At 67.7% G+C, this 15,815-nt stretch carries 10 protein-coding genes and 7 pseudogenes; 9 read left to right on the forward strand and 8 right to left on the reverse strand.

Going from position 1 to position 15,815, the window contains the following annotated elements:
• Positions 1–38: 38 nt before the first annotated feature.
• Positions 39–1,673 carry a chaperonin GroEL gene (gene groL, locus ACJ0G7_RS02570; protein WP_043692649.1) on the reverse strand — a complete coding sequence of 545 codons (1,635 nt, stop codon included), beginning with the start codon at positions 1,671–1,673 and terminating at the stop codon, positions 39–41.
• Positions 1,674–1,739: 66 nt separating this feature from the next.
• Positions 1,740–2,051: a co-chaperone GroES gene (gene groES, locus ACJ0G7_RS02575; protein ID WP_043696901.1), complete on the reverse strand. Its 312-nt coding sequence runs from the start codon at positions 2,049–2,051 to the stop codon at positions 1,740–1,742.
• A 223-nt stretch (positions 2,052–2,274) separates the two neighbouring features.
• Between groES and atpD the strand changes: the two genes are divergently transcribed.
• Both atpD and atpC read left to right on the forward strand, forming a co-directional pair.
• Positions 2,275–3,738, forward strand: coding sequence for a F0F1 ATP synthase subunit beta (gene atpD / locus ACJ0G7_RS02580; protein WP_043692652.1), 1,464 nt, complete (start codon positions 2,275–2,277; stop codon positions 3,736–3,738).
• Positions 3,738–4,154, forward strand: coding sequence for an ATP synthase F1 subunit epsilon (gene atpC, locus ACJ0G7_RS02585; protein ID WP_043692655.1), 417 nt, complete (start codon positions 3,738–3,740; stop codon positions 4,152–4,154). Before atpD ends, atpC begins: the two co-directional genes overlap by 1 nt.
• Positions 4,155–4,298: 144 nt before the next feature.
• Here the strand turns inward: atpC and ACJ0G7_RS02590 are convergent, their stop codons facing one another.
• Positions 4,299–4,826, reverse strand: a complete 528-nt coding sequence (locus tag ACJ0G7_RS02590; RefSeq protein ID WP_043692658.1) for a 30S ribosomal protein PSRP-3 — start codon at positions 4,824–4,826, stop codon at positions 4,299–4,301.
• 103 nt (positions 4,827–4,929) lie between these two features.
• Between ACJ0G7_RS02590 and ACJ0G7_RS02595 the strand changes: the two are divergent.
• A pseudogene (locus ACJ0G7_RS02595) lies at positions 4,930–5,641 on the forward strand (TIGR01548 family HAD-type hydrolase).
• A complete protein-coding gene (locus tag ACJ0G7_RS02600; protein ID WP_052378181.1) occupies positions 5,634–6,800 on the forward strand; it encodes a calcium:proton antiporter in 1,167 nt (388 codons plus the stop codon). The pseudogene ACJ0G7_RS02595 and the gene ACJ0G7_RS02600 overlap by 8 nt, the downstream one beginning before the upstream one ends.
• On the opposite strand, the gene ACJ0G7_RS02605 is transcribed toward ACJ0G7_RS02600, so the two are convergent.
• Entirely contained in the window at positions 6,788–8,119 is a 1,332-nt protein-coding gene (locus tag ACJ0G7_RS02605) for an aminopeptidase P N-terminal domain-containing protein (protein WP_407395103.1), read from the reverse strand. The two genes, ACJ0G7_RS02600 and ACJ0G7_RS02605, sit on opposite strands and share 13 nt — an antisense overlap.
• An 89-nt stretch (positions 8,120–8,208) precedes the next feature.
• Here ACJ0G7_RS02605 and ACJ0G7_RS02610 point away from each other — a divergent pair, with 89 nt between their 5' ends.
• From ACJ0G7_RS02610 to ald, 5 genes and pseudogenes are all read left to right on the forward strand, one after another.
• The gene (locus ACJ0G7_RS02610; protein WP_043692663.1) at positions 8,209–9,207 is read left to right on the forward strand and encodes a CNNM domain-containing protein; all 999 of its coding nucleotides are present in this window, start codon (positions 8,209–8,211) and stop codon (positions 9,205–9,207) included.
• Positions 9,204–10,510, forward strand: a pseudogene (locus ACJ0G7_RS02615) (GTP-binding protein). Before ACJ0G7_RS02610 ends, ACJ0G7_RS02615 begins: the two are co-directional and overlap by 4 nt.
• 6 nt (positions 10,511–10,516) lie before the next feature.
• Positions 10,517–11,096, forward strand: a pseudogene (locus ACJ0G7_RS02620) (nicotinate-nucleotide adenylyltransferase).
• Positions 11,096–12,770 (forward strand): annotated as a pseudogene (locus ACJ0G7_RS02625) (NAD+ synthase). The pseudogenes ACJ0G7_RS02620 and ACJ0G7_RS02625 overlap by 1 nt, the downstream one beginning before the upstream one ends.
• Before the next feature lie 40 nt (positions 12,771–12,810).
• A pseudogene (ald, locus tag ACJ0G7_RS02630) lies at positions 12,811–13,952 on the forward strand (alanine dehydrogenase).
• Positions 13,953–14,002: 50 nt separating this feature from the next.
• Here ald and ACJ0G7_RS02635 read toward each other — a convergent pair.
• The 4 genes and pseudogenes from ACJ0G7_RS02635 to ACJ0G7_RS02650 form a co-directional block, all read right to left on the reverse strand.
• Positions 14,003–14,353, reverse strand: a complete 351-nt coding sequence (locus tag ACJ0G7_RS02635) for a YchJ family protein (RefSeq protein ID WP_407395104.1) — start codon at positions 14,351–14,353, stop codon at positions 14,003–14,005.
• Positions 14,354–14,439: 86 nt separating this feature from the next.
• Positions 14,440–15,500 (reverse strand): annotated as a pseudogene (locus tag ACJ0G7_RS02640) (DUF3326 domain-containing protein).
• Positions 15,497–15,643, reverse strand: a complete 147-nt coding sequence (locus ACJ0G7_RS02645; protein ID WP_407395105.1) for a hypothetical protein — start codon at positions 15,641–15,643, stop codon at positions 15,497–15,499. The pseudogene ACJ0G7_RS02640 and the gene ACJ0G7_RS02645 overlap by 4 nt, the downstream one beginning before the upstream one ends.
• Positions 15,644–15,687: 44 nt before the next feature.
• Positions 15,688–15,815: pseudogene (locus ACJ0G7_RS02650) on the reverse strand (ferredoxin); the annotation flags it as partial.

Consider the following 15,815-nt stretch of genomic DNA (forward strand, 5'->3'; position numbering starts at 1 on the left):
AAGCGGGGGCCGGATGATCACCAGGTTGATCGACTGGATCAGTAGTCGAAGTCGCCGCCGCCCATGCCGCCGCCGGCGGGAGCTGCGTCCTTCTTCTCGGGCAGGTCAGCCACGATGCACTCGGTGGTCAGCACCATGCCGGCGATGGAGGCGGCATTCTGCAGACCGGAGCGGGTCACCTTGGCGGGATCGACGATGCCGGCAGCCAGCATGTCGACGTAATCACCGGTGGCAGCGTTGTAGCCCTCGCTGATGGAGCGGGACTTGACGTTCTCGGCCACGACGGCGCCGTTGGCGCCGGCATTTTCAGCGATGCGCATCAGCGGAGCGGTGAGAGCCGCAGCCACGATGTTGGCGCCGATCAGCTCCTCACCGGAGAGGTTGCCGTTGGCCCACTCCTCGAGAGCTGGAGCCAGGTGGGCCAGGGTGGTGCCGCCGCCAGGGACGATGCCCTCCTCGACAGCCGCCTTGGTGGCGTTGATGGCGTCCTCAAGACGAAGCTTCTTGTCCTTCATCTCGGTCTCGGTGGCTGCACCGACCTTCACCACAGCAACGCCACCGGCCAGCTTGGCCAGACGCTCCTGCAGCTTCTCCTTGTCGTAGGTGGAGTCGGTCTCATCCATCTGCTTCTTGATCTGCTCGCAGCGGGCGCCGACAGCCACCTCGTTGCCCTCGGCCACGATGGTGGTGGTGTCCTTGTTGATGGTGATGCGGCGGGCCGTGCCCAGCATCTCCAGCTTGGCGTTCTCCAGCTTGAGGCCGGCGTCCTCGGTGATCAGCTGACCGTTGGTCAGCACCGCCATGTCCTCGAGCATGGCCTTGCGGCGGTCACCGAAACCGGGAGCCTTGACGGCAGCCACGTTCAGCACACCACGGATGCGGTTCACCACCAGGGTGGCGAGCGCTTCCTTCTCGATGTCCTCGGCGATGATCAGCAGGGGCTTGCCGGTGCGGGCGATCTGCTCCAGAACAGGCACCAGGTCCTGCACCAGGCCGATCTTCTTGTCGGTGAGGAGGATGTAGGGCTCGTCGAGCACCGCTTCCATCCGCTCGGTGTCGGTGGCGAAGTAGGGGGAGATGTAGCCCTTGTCGAAGCGCATGCCCTCGGTGACCTCCAGTTCGGTCTCCATGGACTTGCCCTCTTCCAGGGAAATCACGCCTTCCTTGCCGACCTTGTCCATGGCGTCGGCGATCATCTGGCCGACTTCCTCGTCGTTGCCGGCGGAGATGGTGCCCACCTGGGCGATGGCACCGCTGTCAGCGATGGGCTTGGCCTGCTCCTTGATCTTGCCGACCAGGAAATCGGAGGCCTTGTCGATGCCCTTCTTGAGGGTGATGGCGTTCGCACCGGCAGCCACGTTGCGCAGACCCGCCTTGACCATGGCGTGGGCCAGAACGGTGGCCGTGGTGGTGCCGTCACCGGCGGCGTCGTTGGTCTTGGAGGCGGCCTGACGGATCAGGGCGACACCGGTGTTCTCGATGTGATCTTCGAGCTCGATCTCCTTGGCGATGGTGACACCGTCATTGATGATCTGAGGAGCGCCGAACTTCTTCTCCAGCACGACGTTGCGACCCTTGGGTCCGAGGGTCACGGCAACGGACTCGGCCAGGATGTCGATGCCTTTTTCGAGAGCGCGGCGGGCGTTCTCGTTGTAAATGATGCGCTTGGCCATGGAAGGCGTGTCCTTATGAATGAAGTGGGGTGATCGGAAAGTGCTGGGCGTCAGCGGACAACCGCGTCAGCTGACGACAGCCAGGATGTCCTTCTCGGACAGGAGCACGTACTCGTCGCCGCTGAGCTTGATGTCAGTACCGGCGTACTTGCTGTAGAGCACCTTGTCGCCGACGCCGACCTCGGGGGCCTGACGACTGCCGTCGTCGTTGCGCTTGCCGGGACCCACCTGGACCACTTCGCCCACCTGGGGCTTTTCCTGGGCGGTGTCGGGCAGAAGGATGCCGCCGGCGGTGGTCTCTTCGGAGGCGGACACCTTGATGAAGATGCGATCACCGAGAGGCTTGACGGTCGAGACGCTGAGGGAAACAGCTGCCATGGGTTCTTGCAGGGGCAGGGACAGGGCGCCGCAGCGCCACACATCGACACGAGCTAGCACTCGATGCCAACGAGTGCCAACGTATTCATTCGCCCTGCCCCTCCACCAGCACCCTGACTGTGCGGGTGACCGAACCGGGGAGGGTCCACCACAGCAGTGGTATGGTTGCGCCGCTCCGAATGGGCCCGAGCGCGCTGCGCCTGCTCCCGAATCCCTTCTTCTTATGGTCGCTTCTGCTCCTGCATCCGCCGGCACCAAGGGCGTGGTTCGCCAGGTGATTGGCCCGGTTCTGGACGTGGAATTCCCAGCCGGGAAACTGCCGAAGATCTACAACGCTCTGCGCATCGAGGCGAAGAACACCGCCGGTCAGGACGTCGCTCTGACCGCCGAGGTTCAGCAGCTGCTGGGCGATCACCGCGTCCGCGCCGTTGCCATGAGCGGCACCGACGGTCTGGTGCGCGGCATGGAAGCCGTCGACACCGGCTCCCCGATCACCGTGCCCGTCGGAGAAGCCACTCTCGGCCGCATCTTCAACGTTCTCGGCGAGCCTGTTGACGAGCAGGGCCCCGTCAACGCCTCCGCCACAGCCCCCATCCACCGCGAAGCTCCCAAGCTCACCGAGCTGGAGACCAAGCCCCGGGTGTTCGAGACCGGCATCAAGGTGATCGACCTGCTGGCTCCCTACCGCCAGGGCGGCAAGGTCGGCCTGTTCGGTGGTGCCGGTGTCGGCAAGACCGTTCTGATTCAGGAACTGATCAACAACATCGCCAAGGAACACGGTGGTGTGTCCGTGTTCGGCGGCGTGGGTGAGCGCACCCGTGAGGGCAACGACCTCTACGAGGAATTCAAGGAGTCCGGAGTGATCAACTCCGACGACCTCTCCAAGTCGAAGGTGGCTCTCTGCTACGGCCAGATGAACGAGCCCCCCGGCGCCCGCATGCGCGTGGGCCTCTCCGCACTGACCATGGCGGAGCACTTCCGTGACGTGAACAAGCAGGACGTGCTGCTGTTCGTCGACAACATCTTCCGCTTCGTGCAGGCCGGCTCCGAAGTGTCCGCTCTGCTGGGCCGCATGCCGTCCGCTGTGGGCTACCAGCCCACCCTCGGCACCGACGTCGGCGCCCTGCAGGAGCGCGTCGCCTCCACCGTGGAAGGTTCGATCACGTCGATCCAGGCCGTCTACGTCCCTGCTGACGACCTCACCGACCCCGCTCCCGCCACCACCTTCGCCCACCTGGACGCCACCACGGTGCTCAACCGCGCCCTGGCATCCAAAGGCATCTATCCCGCTGTGGATCCCCTGGATTCCACCAGCACCATGCTGCAGCCGGCCGTTGTGGGTGATGACCACTACCGCACCGCCCGCGCTGTGCAGTCGACCCTGCAGCGCTACAAGGAGCTTCAGGACATCATCGCGATTCTCGGTCTCGACGAACTCTCCGAGGAGGACCGTCAGACCGTCAACCGGGCCCGCAAGGTGGAGAAGTTCCTCTCCCAGCCCTTCTTTGTGGCCGAGATCTTCACCGGCATGTCCGGCGTTTACGTGAAGCTGGAGGAGACCATCTCCGGCTTCAACCAGATCCTCTCCGGTGAGCTGGACCACCTGCCCGAGCAGGCCTTCTACCTGGTGGGCAACATCGATCAGGCCAAGGCCAAGGCCGAGAAGATCGCTGCTGAGGCCAACTGATGAGCGGTTCTCTGACCCTGCGCGTTCTGGCCACGGACCAGAACGTGTTTGACGGCAGCGCTGATGAAGTGATTCTGCCCAGCACCACAGGCCAGCTCGGCATCCTGCCCGGCCATATCTCTCTGCTGACGGCGATTGATGTCGGTGTTCTCCGCGTCCGCACCAACAGCGGCTGGAGTTCCATCGCCCTGATGGGAGGCTTCGCTGAGGTGGATGCCGACGAGGTCACTGTTCTGGTGAACGGCGCCGAACTGGGCAGCAACATCGACGGCAACTCCGCCGAGGCAGAGTTCCAGTCCGCCAGCAGCGCGGTGGCCGGCATGGAAGGGAAGCCCGCATCCCCCGAGAAGCTGAAAGCCCAGCAGCAGCTCAATGTCGCCCGCGCCCGCATGCAGGCCAGCAAGGTTGCTGGCTGATCGTCCTTGCGTTCATTGATCTTGTCCCCGGGAGCGTTGCTTCCGGGGTTTTTTATTGGCCAAGATGCCAAGCACAAAAAAGAGCACAAAAAAAACCGGTCCACTGCAACAGCGGACCGGTGAAAGAACGTTGATTGCAAAGAATCAAGCGGTACCGCAGAAGGTGACATCAGGGAACTTGAGCTTGGCCTCATCCAGGCTCTTGCCCTTGCCTTCCTCCTGCCAGTAGTTGATCACTTCCGTGGCCTTGTTGAGCACCTCAACGCGTTCGTTGTCGGTGATCCAGCTCTTGCCTTCGAGTTCGGTCTTCAGGGTCTCCCAGGCATCCTCACGGGGCCAGAAGAAATACGACGTCAGTGGGCTGGGACCACCGCCCACGATCTGATCGACCGCCAGGGCGACGTTGTCCGGCAACCAGAGAATCTTCAGGAGGAAGCGTCCTTCATCCGCCTTGGGGGTGTAGCCGGAGGGCACGCCATCGGCGTCGATGGTGGCGGATGCCAGCGCGGCATGCCCGCCCCGCAGCACAGGCCGGCTCTCGCCCTCGTTCTCGCCGGTCGGTTCCTTCTCTGTCGTTGCCTCCGCAGCAGCGGCCGTCTCGACAGCAGCCGTTTCAACCGCGGCCGTCTCGACGTCCTGTTCAGGGGTGGCGGCGCCTTCGGTGACCGTCATGCTGTCAGCGCTCAAAAGATCAGTACAAACAACTAACCTACCAGCCGCTCTTCCCTTGCAGGCCCTGGGTTCGTTCACCATCCTGCTGTTCGACATCGACGGGGTGATCCGCGATGTGGCGGGCAGCTACCGCCGTGCCCTGCAGGAGACGGTGGCCCACTACAGCGGCTGGCGGCCGGACGCCAGCGACATCGACCGGCTCAAGGCCGAGGGGTCCTGGAACAACGACTGGGATGCCAGCCTCGAACTGCTGCGCCGCCGCGGTGGCAGCGTGCCCGACCGCGACGCCCTGATCGAACGATTCAGCGGCTTCTACTTCGGTGGGGATCCAGAGGGAGACCCGGGCAACTGGCGTGGCTTCATCGGCGATGAGCCCCTGCTGGTGGAAGCGCAGCTGTTCGAAGACCTCAGCGCCGCCGGCATCCGCTGGGGCTTCGTGAGTGGCGCCGAACCTCCATCCGCCCGCTTCGTGCTGCAGCAACGGCTGGGGCTGGTGGATCCCCCTCTGATCGCCATGGGCGATGCCCCGGACAAGCCGGATCCGACCGGCCTGATCCGCCTCGCCGAGCGACTGGCTGCCGGCGAGCGGCCCGGACGGATCGCCTACCTCGGCGACACGGTGGCCGACGTGCGCACGGTTGTCCATGCCCGACTCGCAGCGTCCGGACTGGCCCTGGTGCAGCCTGGCGGTGGCACCACCGCATGTGACGGAGCGCGCCGCGTATCACGAGCAACTGCGGCAGGCCGGGGCGGACCACATCCTTGAGGCGAGCCGGGGCGTGCTGCCGTTGATCAAGGACCTGCCCCATGCCTGAGGCGGCCGCGCGCCGCGACCGCTCCGGCAGCCTGCTGACCCTGCTGCTGCCGCTGCTGATCGGCCTGGGAGCCCTGGCTGCGATCGAACTCGGCGGAACCATGACCTGGTTGCTCGTGCAGCCGACGGCGACGGTTCTCTCCGGCCTGGTGCTGCTGAGCAGCGTGGTGTTGCTGCTGTCGAACAGCGTGGCCGCCCAGGCGGACCGGGTGGCCGAACTGGTGGGCCAGCCCTATGGAACCCTGGTGCTCACCGGGGCGGTGATGACGATCGAACTGGCCCTGGTGGCCAGCACGATGCTCACCGGCGAGGCCAACCCCACCCTGGCGCGGGACTCGATGTTCTCCGTGGTGATGATCGCGCTCACCGGCGTCACAGGCCTCTGCAATGTGATCGCCGCCCTGCGCAGCCGCAGCTTCTTCGTCAACGGTCGCCTCGACTCCAGCCAGCTGGCGGCCCCCAACATGCTCGGAGCCCTCACCTACTTCGACCTGATCACCACCATGTGCGTGCTGGCGCTGGTGATTCCGAACTTCAGCCCCAGCACATCGGAGGCCAACTTCAGTCCGGCTGAGAACGCGGTGCTCGCCGTGGTCGCCCTCGGTGTCTACATCGTGTTCATCACGGCCCAGGTCGGCAGTTACCGCGACCTCTACACCGAAGTGGAGGGAGCGCAGGACGGGAACGCCGGCAGCGGCAAGGCGGAGGCGCCGATCGACCTGCCGCTGGGCCAGGCGACGCTTCTGCTGGCGGCGGGGCTGCTGGTGGTCTGTCTGATCGCCGAGTCGATGGGCCGCCTGATCGAGACCGGTATCCACGATCTGGGACTGCCCAGCTCCCTGGCCGGTGTGCTGGTGGCCCTGCTGATCCTGGCGCCGGAAGCGTTCAATGCCATCAGGGCCGCCTCCCAGGGGGAGGTGCAGCGCTCGATCAACACCCTTTACGGCTCTGTGGTGGCCACCGTCAGCCTCACGGTGCCGGCGGTGCTGCTGCTGGGAGCCATCACCGGCACGGATGTGATCCTCGGCCTGGATCCCCTCAACATGGTGCTGCTGGTGCTCACCCTGATGATCCTCAACCCCCGTGCCCGCCTCACCGGCATCGAGGGAATGATGAAGCTGGTGATCTTCCTGTTCTGGATCCTGCTTCAGGTGGCCTGACGTTCCATGGCCGCCACGCTTTTGAGGGCCGCAGCCGTGAGCACCTCATGGCCCTCATCGGTCACCGCCACATCGTCCTCGATGCGGATGCCGATGCCCTTCCAGCGCGCGTCGATCGCCGGCTGACCCTCCGGCACCGCCAACCGGTCGCTCACATAAAGCCCCGGTTCCACCGTGAGCACCATCCCGGGTTCGAGCGTCGCGGGTTGCTCCCCGAGGCGGTAAGCCCCCACATCGTGCACATCAAGCCCCAGCCAGTGGCCGGTGCGGTGCATGTAGAGATGCCGGTAGTCGCCGCGCTCGATGATCCCGTCGGGGTCTCCTGCCAACAGCCCAAGCTCCACCAGCCCCTCCACCAGAACCCGCAGAGCGGTGGCGTGCACCGCCTCCGCCGTTCCCTGGGGCTGCACGGTCTCCACCGCGGCTTCCTGGGCCTCCAGCACCAGGGCGTAGAGCTCCCGCTGCTCTCCGGAGAAGCAGCCGTTCACCGGGAAGGTGCGGGTGATGTCGCCGTTGTAGTAGTCCTCCAGCGAGCAACCGGCGTCGATCAGCAGCAGGTCACCGTCCTGCAGCGGAGCGGTGTTGGCGGTGTAGTGCAGCACGCAGGCGTTGTCGCCGCCGGCCACGATCGAGCCATAGGCCGGTCCACGGGCCCCGCGGGCGCGGAAATGGGCTTCGATCGCCGCCTGCACCTCCGCTTCGTTCATACCCGGCCGGGTCATCTGCCGGGCCAGCTCATGGGCTTCAGCGGAGATCCCGCAGGCCTGACGCATCCGCTCCAGCTCATGGGGCTCCTTGCGCAACCGCAGGCGATGCAGGATCGGCGTCGGCGCCACCAATCCCATGGCGGCCTCTCCGCTGCGGGAATAGCTGTCCAGCTGACGGCCCCAGGTGCTGAGCACCAGCGGTTCCACCGCCGGATGGCGGCCGACCCGGAAGGCGATCGCCTCGGCACCGGCCAGAAACTCGGGCAACCGGGCCGGGAGCTGATCCAGCGGATAGGCCATGTCGGCGCCGTATCGCTCGACAGCCCCCTCCGTTCCCCAGCGGAATCCCGTCCACACCTCAGCGGCAGGGTCCTTCGGCTGCACGAACAGCACGAACCGCTCCCCCTCGGGCCGATGCGGCAGCAGCAGGGCCACCGCATCGGGTTCGTCGAAGCCGGTCAGGTAGAAGAAGTCGCTGTCCTGCCGGAACGGCCACTCGCAGTCAGCGTGATGGGTGGCCAGCGGTGCCGCGGGAATCACGGCTGCCGCCTCCCCCAGATGCTCCAGAAAACGCTGGCGCCGGACGGCATGGATGCTGGGGTCGAACGCCATCACACCTGCGGTTGCTCAGGCCAATCAGGATGGCAGTTCAGCGACCGGATCGGACTTCGCCGATACGATGATCGCCACGTCATGCCTCAATGCGTTCCGACCTGCTGGTGCTGCTGCTTCTGGTGGTGGTGGTGCTGCTCGGCTCAGCCCTCTGTTCCGGCGTGGAGGCAGCCCTGCTGACGGTCAACCCGATCCGGGTGCATGAACTGGCGGCCCGCAGCCGTCCGCTGGCCGGAGCCCGCCGTCTGGCCCAGCTGCGGCAACGGCTGGGACGCACCCTGTCGGTGCTGGTGATCGCCAACAACGGCTTCAACATCTTCGGCAGCCTGATGCTGGGGGGTTACGCCGCCTGGGTGTTCGAGCAGCGGGGCATCAGCGGCATCGCTTTGCCCCTGTTTTCAGTGGGCCTCACCGTGCTGGTGATGCTGCTGGGGGAAATCCTGCCCAAGGCGCTCGGCAGTCGCCTCGCCCTGCCCGTTTCCCTGGCGGCCGCGCCGCTGCTGCATTGGCTGGGACTGCTGCTCAGCCCGCTGGTGCTGCTGCTGGAGCGGTTGCTGCCGGCGATCACGGCCGAAGCGGAGATCACCACCAATGAAGAGGAGATCCGGCTGCTGGCCAGACTCGGCTCTCAGAAAGGCCAGATCGAAGCCGACGAAGCGGCGATGATCGGCAAGGTGTTTCAGCTGAACGACCTCACCGCCCGCGATCTGATGACACCGCGGGTGGCGGCACCGACCCTCGATGGCAGCCTCAGCCTCGAAGCGCAGCGGACCGTGCTGCTGGGCAACAACGCCGACTGGTGGGTGGTGCTCGGCGATCAGGTGGACAAGGTGCTCGGGGTGGCCAGCCGCGAGCGGCTGCTCACCGCCCTGCTTGAGAACCGTGGCCTGCTCACCCCGGTGGATCTGTGCGAGCCGGTGGAATACGTGCCGGAGATGATCCGTGCCGACCGGCTGCTCACCGGATTCCGCCGCGACAGCGGCGGTGTGCGGGTGGTGGTGGATGAATTCGGTGGCTTCGTGGGAGTGATCGGTGCGGAATCGGTGCTCGCCGTGCTGGCGGGGTGGTGGCGCAAGCCGGCAGCATGAGGGGGATGAGCCAGGCCCTTCCGACACCGCCCTCCAGCACCGTCCGCTGCCGCCAGCTGCTGCAGCGCTGGCGCAATGAGCTGTGTCTCGGCGCCCGTGAGCAGGCCTTGCTGGCGGGTGAACTGCGTCAGCTCGACAGGCAGCTGCAGCGCCTCGAGAGCCGCACCCTGCGGGTGGCCGTCTTCGGCCGGGTGGGCGTCGGCAAGTCCAGCCTGATCAACGCCCTGATCGGCGAGCCGCTGCTGGCCACCGATGTGGCCCACGGCTGCACCCGCCGCCAGCGGGCCGTCCCCTGGCCCCAGGCGATCGACGGGCTGGCGGCCGTGGAACTGGTCGACACCCCCGGCATCGATGAGATCGAAACCGCCGGGCGTGCCCGCCTGGCGACCCGGGTGGCGATGGGCGCCGATCTGGTGCTGCTGGTGATCGACAGCGATCTCACCCGCATCGACCGCGACGCCCTCGACACCCTGCTGAACTGCGGCAAACCGGTGCAGCTGGTGCTCAACCGCAGTGACCGCTGGTCGGAACAGGAGCTGCCGGCTCTGCTGCGCAGCATCCAGCAGCGTCTGCCCAAGGAGCTGCCCCTCACCGCCGTGGCCGCCGCCCCGCGCCGGCCGGTGCTGGATGGGGAAGGCCGCGCCCGCAGTGAGCCGGCGCCGCCACGCATCGCGACGCTGAGCCAGCGTCTGATCCGGCAACTGAGCGGGGGAAGGGGAGCTGCTGCTCGCCCTGCATTGCCCTGAGGCTGGCGGATCGCTTCCAGCAGGCCCACCAGCAGCTGCGGCTGCGCCAGCATCGCCGCTCCGCTCAGGGGCTGATCGGGCGCTACGCCGCCGCCAAGGCCACCGGTGTGGCGATGAATCCCCTGATCGCGATCGATCTGGCGGGCGGCCTGGCCTGCGACACCGCCCTGGTGATGCAGCTCTGCCAGCTCTATGGCCTGCCGATGGCGCCCACCTCAGCCCGCAGGTTGCTGCGCTCGGTCACGGCCCAGAACGCCCTGCTGGGCGGAGTCCAGCTCGGTCTGAGTGCCCTGAAGCAACTGCTGCTGCTGCTGGTGCCGTTCAGCGGCGGAGCCAGCCTGGCGCCAGCGGCGCCGGTGGCTCTCGCCCAGGCAGCGGTGGCCGTGCACAGCACCCGCCGCACCGGCGTGCTGGTGGCCGAACAACTGCTGCGCCGCCGCGGTGGTCAGCCCGGGGCGCTGCTGCAGCGCCTTGCCCAGGCCGATCCGGTGGTGGCCCACTGGTTGCAGCGCTGGCCAGCATCCGCGGCCTCCGATCTGCAGCCGTTGCTGCCCTGATCCGCCATGGCCGACCCCATCGCCCTGCTCGGCACCAGCGCCGACCCTCCCACCCGCGGCCACCAGGCCCTGCTGGAAGGCCTGCTCGGCCTTTACGGAGAGGTGGCCACCTGGGCCAGCGACAACCCGATGAAACAGCACGGGGCCCCCTTGCGCCTGCGGGCCCAGCTGCTTCAAGCCCTGGTGAACGAGATCGGTGATCCCCCGCCTGAGGCTGTGCCAGGAGCTGAGCAGCCCCTTTGCCCTCGCCACCCTGGAGCGGGCGCACACCCTCTGGCCCGGGAGGGATCTGATCTTCGTGGTGGGCAGCGATCTGGCCGGTCAGATCCCCCGTTGGCGGCAGGCTGAGCGATGGCTCCGCCTCTGCCGCCTGGCGATCGCCCCCCGCCAGGGCTGGCCGCTGCAACCGGCCGCGCTCGATGCCCTCAGAAGCCTGGGAGCCCAGATGGATCTTCTCGATCTGACGGTGCCTGCCAGCGCCAGCTCGGAGCTGCGGCAGGCACCGGAGCCCGGACAAGTGCCGACCTCCGTCTGGCCGCTGCTGCTGGAACACACTCTCTACGGCCTCACCCCAAGCCGCTGCTGATGCGCCTCGCCCTCGGCCAACTCAATCCCCTGGTGGGCGATCTGGCCGGCAATGCCCGCCGCATCCTGGAGGCCGCACACCAGGCCCAGAGGGACGGGGCAAGGCTGCTGCTTACGCCGGAACTGTCGCTGTGGGGTTACCCGCCGCGGGATCTGCTGCTGCAACCGGCCCGCCTGAACCGGCAGCGGCAGGTGCTCGACTGGCTCAGCCAGCAGCTCAGCGGCGAGCTGGGACTGCTGGTGGGCATCGCCCTGGAAGCCGACGACGGACGCGCTCCTGCACTGCACAACGCCATCGCCCTGGTGGAGCCGGGCCGCTGGCGAGCGGTGGCCCGCAAGCAGCTGCTGCCCAGCTACGACGTCTTCGATGAACGGCGCTACTTCCGCCCCGGGGACGGCCCCTGTCTGCTGACCCTGTCGAGCGGCGAACGGCTGGGGCTGACCATCTGTGAAGACCTCTGGGTGGAGGACGCCCTGCAACGGGAACGGCTGGTGGGCCCGGATCCGATCGCCGCCCTGGCACCGGAACGGCCGGATCTGCTGATCAACCTGGCGGCGTCCCCCTTTGACCCGGCCAAACCGGCCTTGCGCCGTCAGCTGGCGGCGGAGGCGGCCCGGCGGCTGCACTGCCCCGTGCTGTATCTCAATCAGGTGGGCGGCAATGACGAACTGGTGTTCGACGGGGCCAGCTTCGTGCTCTCCGCCGATGGCCAGGCCCTTGTGAACCTGCCCAGCTGCCGGGAAACCGTCATGGTCTGGGGACACCAGCACCCCGGCCGCGCCCCCGGCGCCGCTGCCGGAGGAGCCGGAGCAGCTGTTCCGGGCGTTGGTGCTCGGCGTGCGCGACTACGCCGCCAAGTGCGGCTTCCGCCAGGCGCTGCTGGGGCTGAGCGGCGGCATCGATTCCGCCCTGGTGGCGGTGATCGCCGCTGCAGCACTGGGGGCGGAGCAGCTGAGCGCGCTGCTGATGCCCTCGCCGTGGAGTTCCGCCGGCTCGATCGATGACGCGGCGGCCCTGGCGGACCGCCTGCAGCTCAGCACCAGCACCCTGCCGATCGCAGAGCTGATGCAGGGGTTTGACGCCACCCTCACCCCGGCCCTGGGCCAGGAACCGACGGGGGTGACCGCCGAAAATCTGCAGTCACGCATCCGCGGAACCCTGCTGATGGCGGTGGCCAACCAGCAGGGGCAGCTGTTGCTGACCACCGGCAACAAATCCGAGCTGGCCGTGGGGTACTGCACCCTGTACGGCGACATGAACGGCGGCCTGGCGGTGATCGGCGATCTGTACAAGACCAGCGTCTTCGCTCTCTGCGACTGGCTCGACAGCGAAGCCGCAGGCCCCTGCCGCCGCGACCTGGGCTTGCCGCCGCAGGGGGAGCTGGTGGGACGGGCGATCCGGGGCAAACCCCCCAGCGCCGAGCTGCGGCCGGATCAGAAGGACAGTGACTCGCTGCCCGACTACAGCGAACTCGATGCCCTGCTGCGGGCACTGATCCAGGAGCGCATCAGCGCTGAGGCGCTGGTGGAGGCCGGCCATGAGCCGCAGCTGGTGGAGCGGGTTCAGCGGCTGTTGCAGCGGGCCGAATTCAAGCGGCGACAGGCTGCACCGCTGCTGAAAGTGAGCCCACAGGCATTTGGCAGCGGTTGGCGGCTGCCGATTGCTGCCCGCTGAGCCACATTGAAGGGACCGTCCCATTGAGGGCACCGCGTCCATGGCAGCCTCCGTTCTGACCGCCCCGATGGCCAGCATCGGCGTGCCGAAGGAGATCAAAGCCGACGAGCAGCGGGTGGCTCTCACGCCCGATGCCGTCCGGGATCTCGCCAGCCACGGACTGGAGGTGCGCATCGAGAGCGGTGCCGGAGCCGGGGCGGGCATCGGCGATGACGCCTACGCCGCAGCCGGCGCTCAGGTGGTCGACCGAGACCAGGCCTGGAGCGCCCATCTGGTGGTGAAGGTGAAGGAACCCCAGCCGGAGGAATTCGGCTTGCTGCGGCAGGACATGGTGCTGTTCACCTACCTGCATCTGGCCGCCTATCCCGAGGTGGGTGAAGCGCTGCTGAGCGCCGGCACCACCGGCATCGCCTACGAAACGGTGCAGCTGGAGAACGGCAGCCTGCCGCTGTTGGCGCCGATGAGCGAGATCGCCGGCCGGCTGGCCGCCCAGGTGGGAGCCCATCTGCTCGAGCGCCCCCACGGGGGGCCGCGGGGTGCTGATGGGGGGCTGCACCGGGGTGCAGCCCGCCCGGGTGGTGGTGCTGGGGGCCGGCACGGTGGGCTGGAATGCGGCCCGACTGGCGGCGGCGATGGACGCCGAGGTGCTGCTGCTGGATCGCTCACCGGTTCGGCTGCGACGGCTGGAGGCGGACCGCCGCGGCCGGCTGACGAGCGTGGTCAGCAGCCGCGGGCTGCTGGAGCGCCTGGTGCCGACGGCAGACCTGGTGATCGGGGCCGTGCTCACCCCCGGCGGTCGCGCTCCGACCCTCGTGGATGAAGGGATGGTGGAGCAGATGCGGCCGGGGTCGGTGATTGTGGATGTGGCGATCGACCAGGGGGGCTGCGTCGCCACCAGCCGCGAAACCACCCACACCGATCCAACCGTGAACATCCACGGCGTGCAGCACTACGCCGTCGGCAACATGCCCGGGGCCGTGCCGTTCACCTCCACCGAGGCGCTGGTGAGCGTCACCCTCCCTTACATCCTGGGCATGGCAGGACGCGGCCTTGAAGAAGCGGTGACTGAGAAACCGGAGCTGCTGTCGGGCCTGAACACGGTGCAGGGGGGCCGTCTGCCACCCCGGCGTGGCCAGGGCCCTGGGGGTGCCGCCGCGCCACCCGATGGCCTGCCTTCGCTGAAGCGGCACGATACTTACACCAAATAAACACCAAAATTGCACGATATCGTGCTACTCAAGCGGTTCTTCGAGGGCGCGGATGTACAGCCACACGCCATCGGAGCGACCGTCGCGCCGCTGAAACAGAGAGGTCTCCCGCAACACACCCCCCTGATGACGCGCCTCGAATCGCACGACGCCCTCCAGATCCTGGGGCCCGCCTGCGCGAACCTCCCGGATCGTCAATCCCAGCCAGCGCAGCTGGCGGCAGCTCCGCTGCAACTCCCGGCGGCGCCAGGCCACGGGCAGCCCGGGCTCGGGGTGGGTCGCCAGCAGATAGTCGACCTCTCCGCGCACAAAGGCGGAATAGCGGGAACGCATCAGCTGCTCTGCCGTCAGAGCCTGACGCTCGCCGCGGTGCATGGGGGCGCAGCAGCGCCCATAGCTCCCTCCGCCGCAGGGACAAGGCTGCTGATCGCTGGCAGTGGGGTTGGCGAATCCTCCCGGCATCAGCGCAGCCGGGGCAGCGGCCGCTGCAGCGACGCCGGGGCCAGCCCCTCGCGCAGGGCCAGCACCAATCCGGCCGCCTCGCTGTAGCTGGCGGCCGGCAGCACAGCCTCCGCCAGCCCCAGCGCCTGAGGGGTCACCGCCAGCACCGAGGGATTGGCCACCGCGATCACCGGAACGTTCCGCGCCACAGCGGCCAGCAGCGCCTCGCCGCCGAGCGCCCCTTCCGGCACCACCACCGCCCCAGTTGATCGGCAGCCACCTGATCGGCCTGCCGGCAACAAGCCGGCTTCACAAGATCCGTCACCAGGTCCGGCGCCCGGCTCAGGCCCACCAGCACACAGGCCAGAAACGTGTACCCCAGCTCTTCGGCGGCGGCGCGGGGATCCAGATGCGGATCCAGAGGCAACGGCCCCAGGGCGGGTGCATGGGCGCAGGGGATCTGCAGGTGGCGCACCAGCAGATGGCTGATCACCGCTTCCGCTCCCGCCAGGGCATCCACGCCGCTCCCCTGGCGGTAGGCCGCCAGGGGAGCACTCTGCGGATCCTCGGGGAAACGGGCCACCACGGCGATCGCCGTCGCCCCGGCATCTCGCAGACGCTCGCCCGCCCGCAGCAGCGCATCGGGGCGCTCCAGGCTGCCCCAGCTGGCTCCGCTGGCGCCCTGCTCCAGATGCACTCCCAGCGGCACATCGGTGCTCAGCACCGGACCGATGTCCAGCCCCAGCGTCGCCCGGCAGGCCTCCGCCACCTGGATCTGGCGCTGGGCCAGCTCCGGCTCGATGCTGGCATCCAGCAGCAGGCCGATGCGCTGCCGCCGGACCGGCCGCAACAGCCACTCCCCAGCCGCGAAACGATCCAGGCCATATCCCTCCACGTAATGGATGCGGGGATCGCTCCAGTAGAGCGACGCACCGTTCAACACATTCGGGTGGGTGATCAGGCAACCGCTGGCGGCGGCCAGCAGCCGGGCACTGGGCAGCGCGTCACCGGCGTAGCCGCCGATGGCACAGCCGATGCCCGTGGGCACCAGCATCAGCGTGGGCATGGGCGCTGCGGTCATGGGCCAACCAGCAGAACAGCCTCCAGCTGCAGCCGCCGCGTCCCGTCGGGCAGGGTCTGAACAGCGGTGATGGCCCAGCGCAGCGGCTCTCCTTCCAACTCCAGCTGCTGCTTCAGCCAGCCGTGCAGCTGCCGCGGAGCCACGTCAGCGGGCCATGGCCGTTCCAGCGCAACGCGGCACAGCCCGCTCACTTCTGGTATTGACCGAACTGGGCTTCATAGAGGGCATCTTCCTGACCGGCCTTGAGGATCAGATCAGCCCTGGGGAACGACACGCACAGCAGCGCATACCCCTGCTGCTGCAGTTCCGCCTTCA

The sequence above is a fragment of the Parasynechococcus sp. genome, assembly GCF_045559935.1.
Taxonomy (GTDB): Bacteria; Cyanobacteriota; Cyanobacteriia; order PCC-6307; family Cyanobiaceae; genus Parasynechococcus.

Coding starts and splice junctions, on each gene's coding strand:
- groL (WP_043692649.1), bottom strand. CDS start 1,673: ATGGCCAAGCGCATCATTTACAACGAGAACGCCCGCCGCGCTCTCGAA.
- groES (WP_043696901.1), bottom strand. CDS start 2,051: ATGGCAGCTGTTTCCCTCAGCGTCTCGACCGTCAAGCCTCTCGGTGAT.
- atpD (WP_043692652.1), top strand. CDS start 2,275: ATGGTCGCTTCTGCTCCTGCATCCGCCGGCACCAAGGGCGTGGTTCGC.
- atpC (WP_043692655.1), top strand. CDS start 3,738: ATGAGCGGTTCTCTGACCCTGCGCGTTCTGGCCACGGACCAGAACGTG.
- ACJ0G7_RS02590 (WP_043692658.1), bottom strand. CDS start 4,826: ATGACGGTCACCGAAGGCGCCGCCACCCCTGAACAGGACGTCGAGACG.
- ACJ0G7_RS02600 (WP_052378181.1), top strand. CDS start 5,634: ATGCCTGAGGCGGCCGCGCGCCGCGACCGCTCCGGCAGCCTGCTGACC.
- ACJ0G7_RS02605 (WP_407395103.1), bottom strand. CDS start 8,119: ATGGCGTTCGACCCCAGCATCCATGCCGTCCGGCGCCAGCGTTTTCTG.
- ACJ0G7_RS02610 (WP_043692663.1), top strand. CDS start 8,209: ATGCGTTCCGACCTGCTGGTGCTGCTGCTTCTGGTGGTGGTGGTGCTG.
- ACJ0G7_RS02635 (WP_407395104.1), bottom strand. CDS start 14,353: ATGCACCGCGGCGAGCGTCAGGCTCTGACGGCAGAGCAGCTGATGCGT.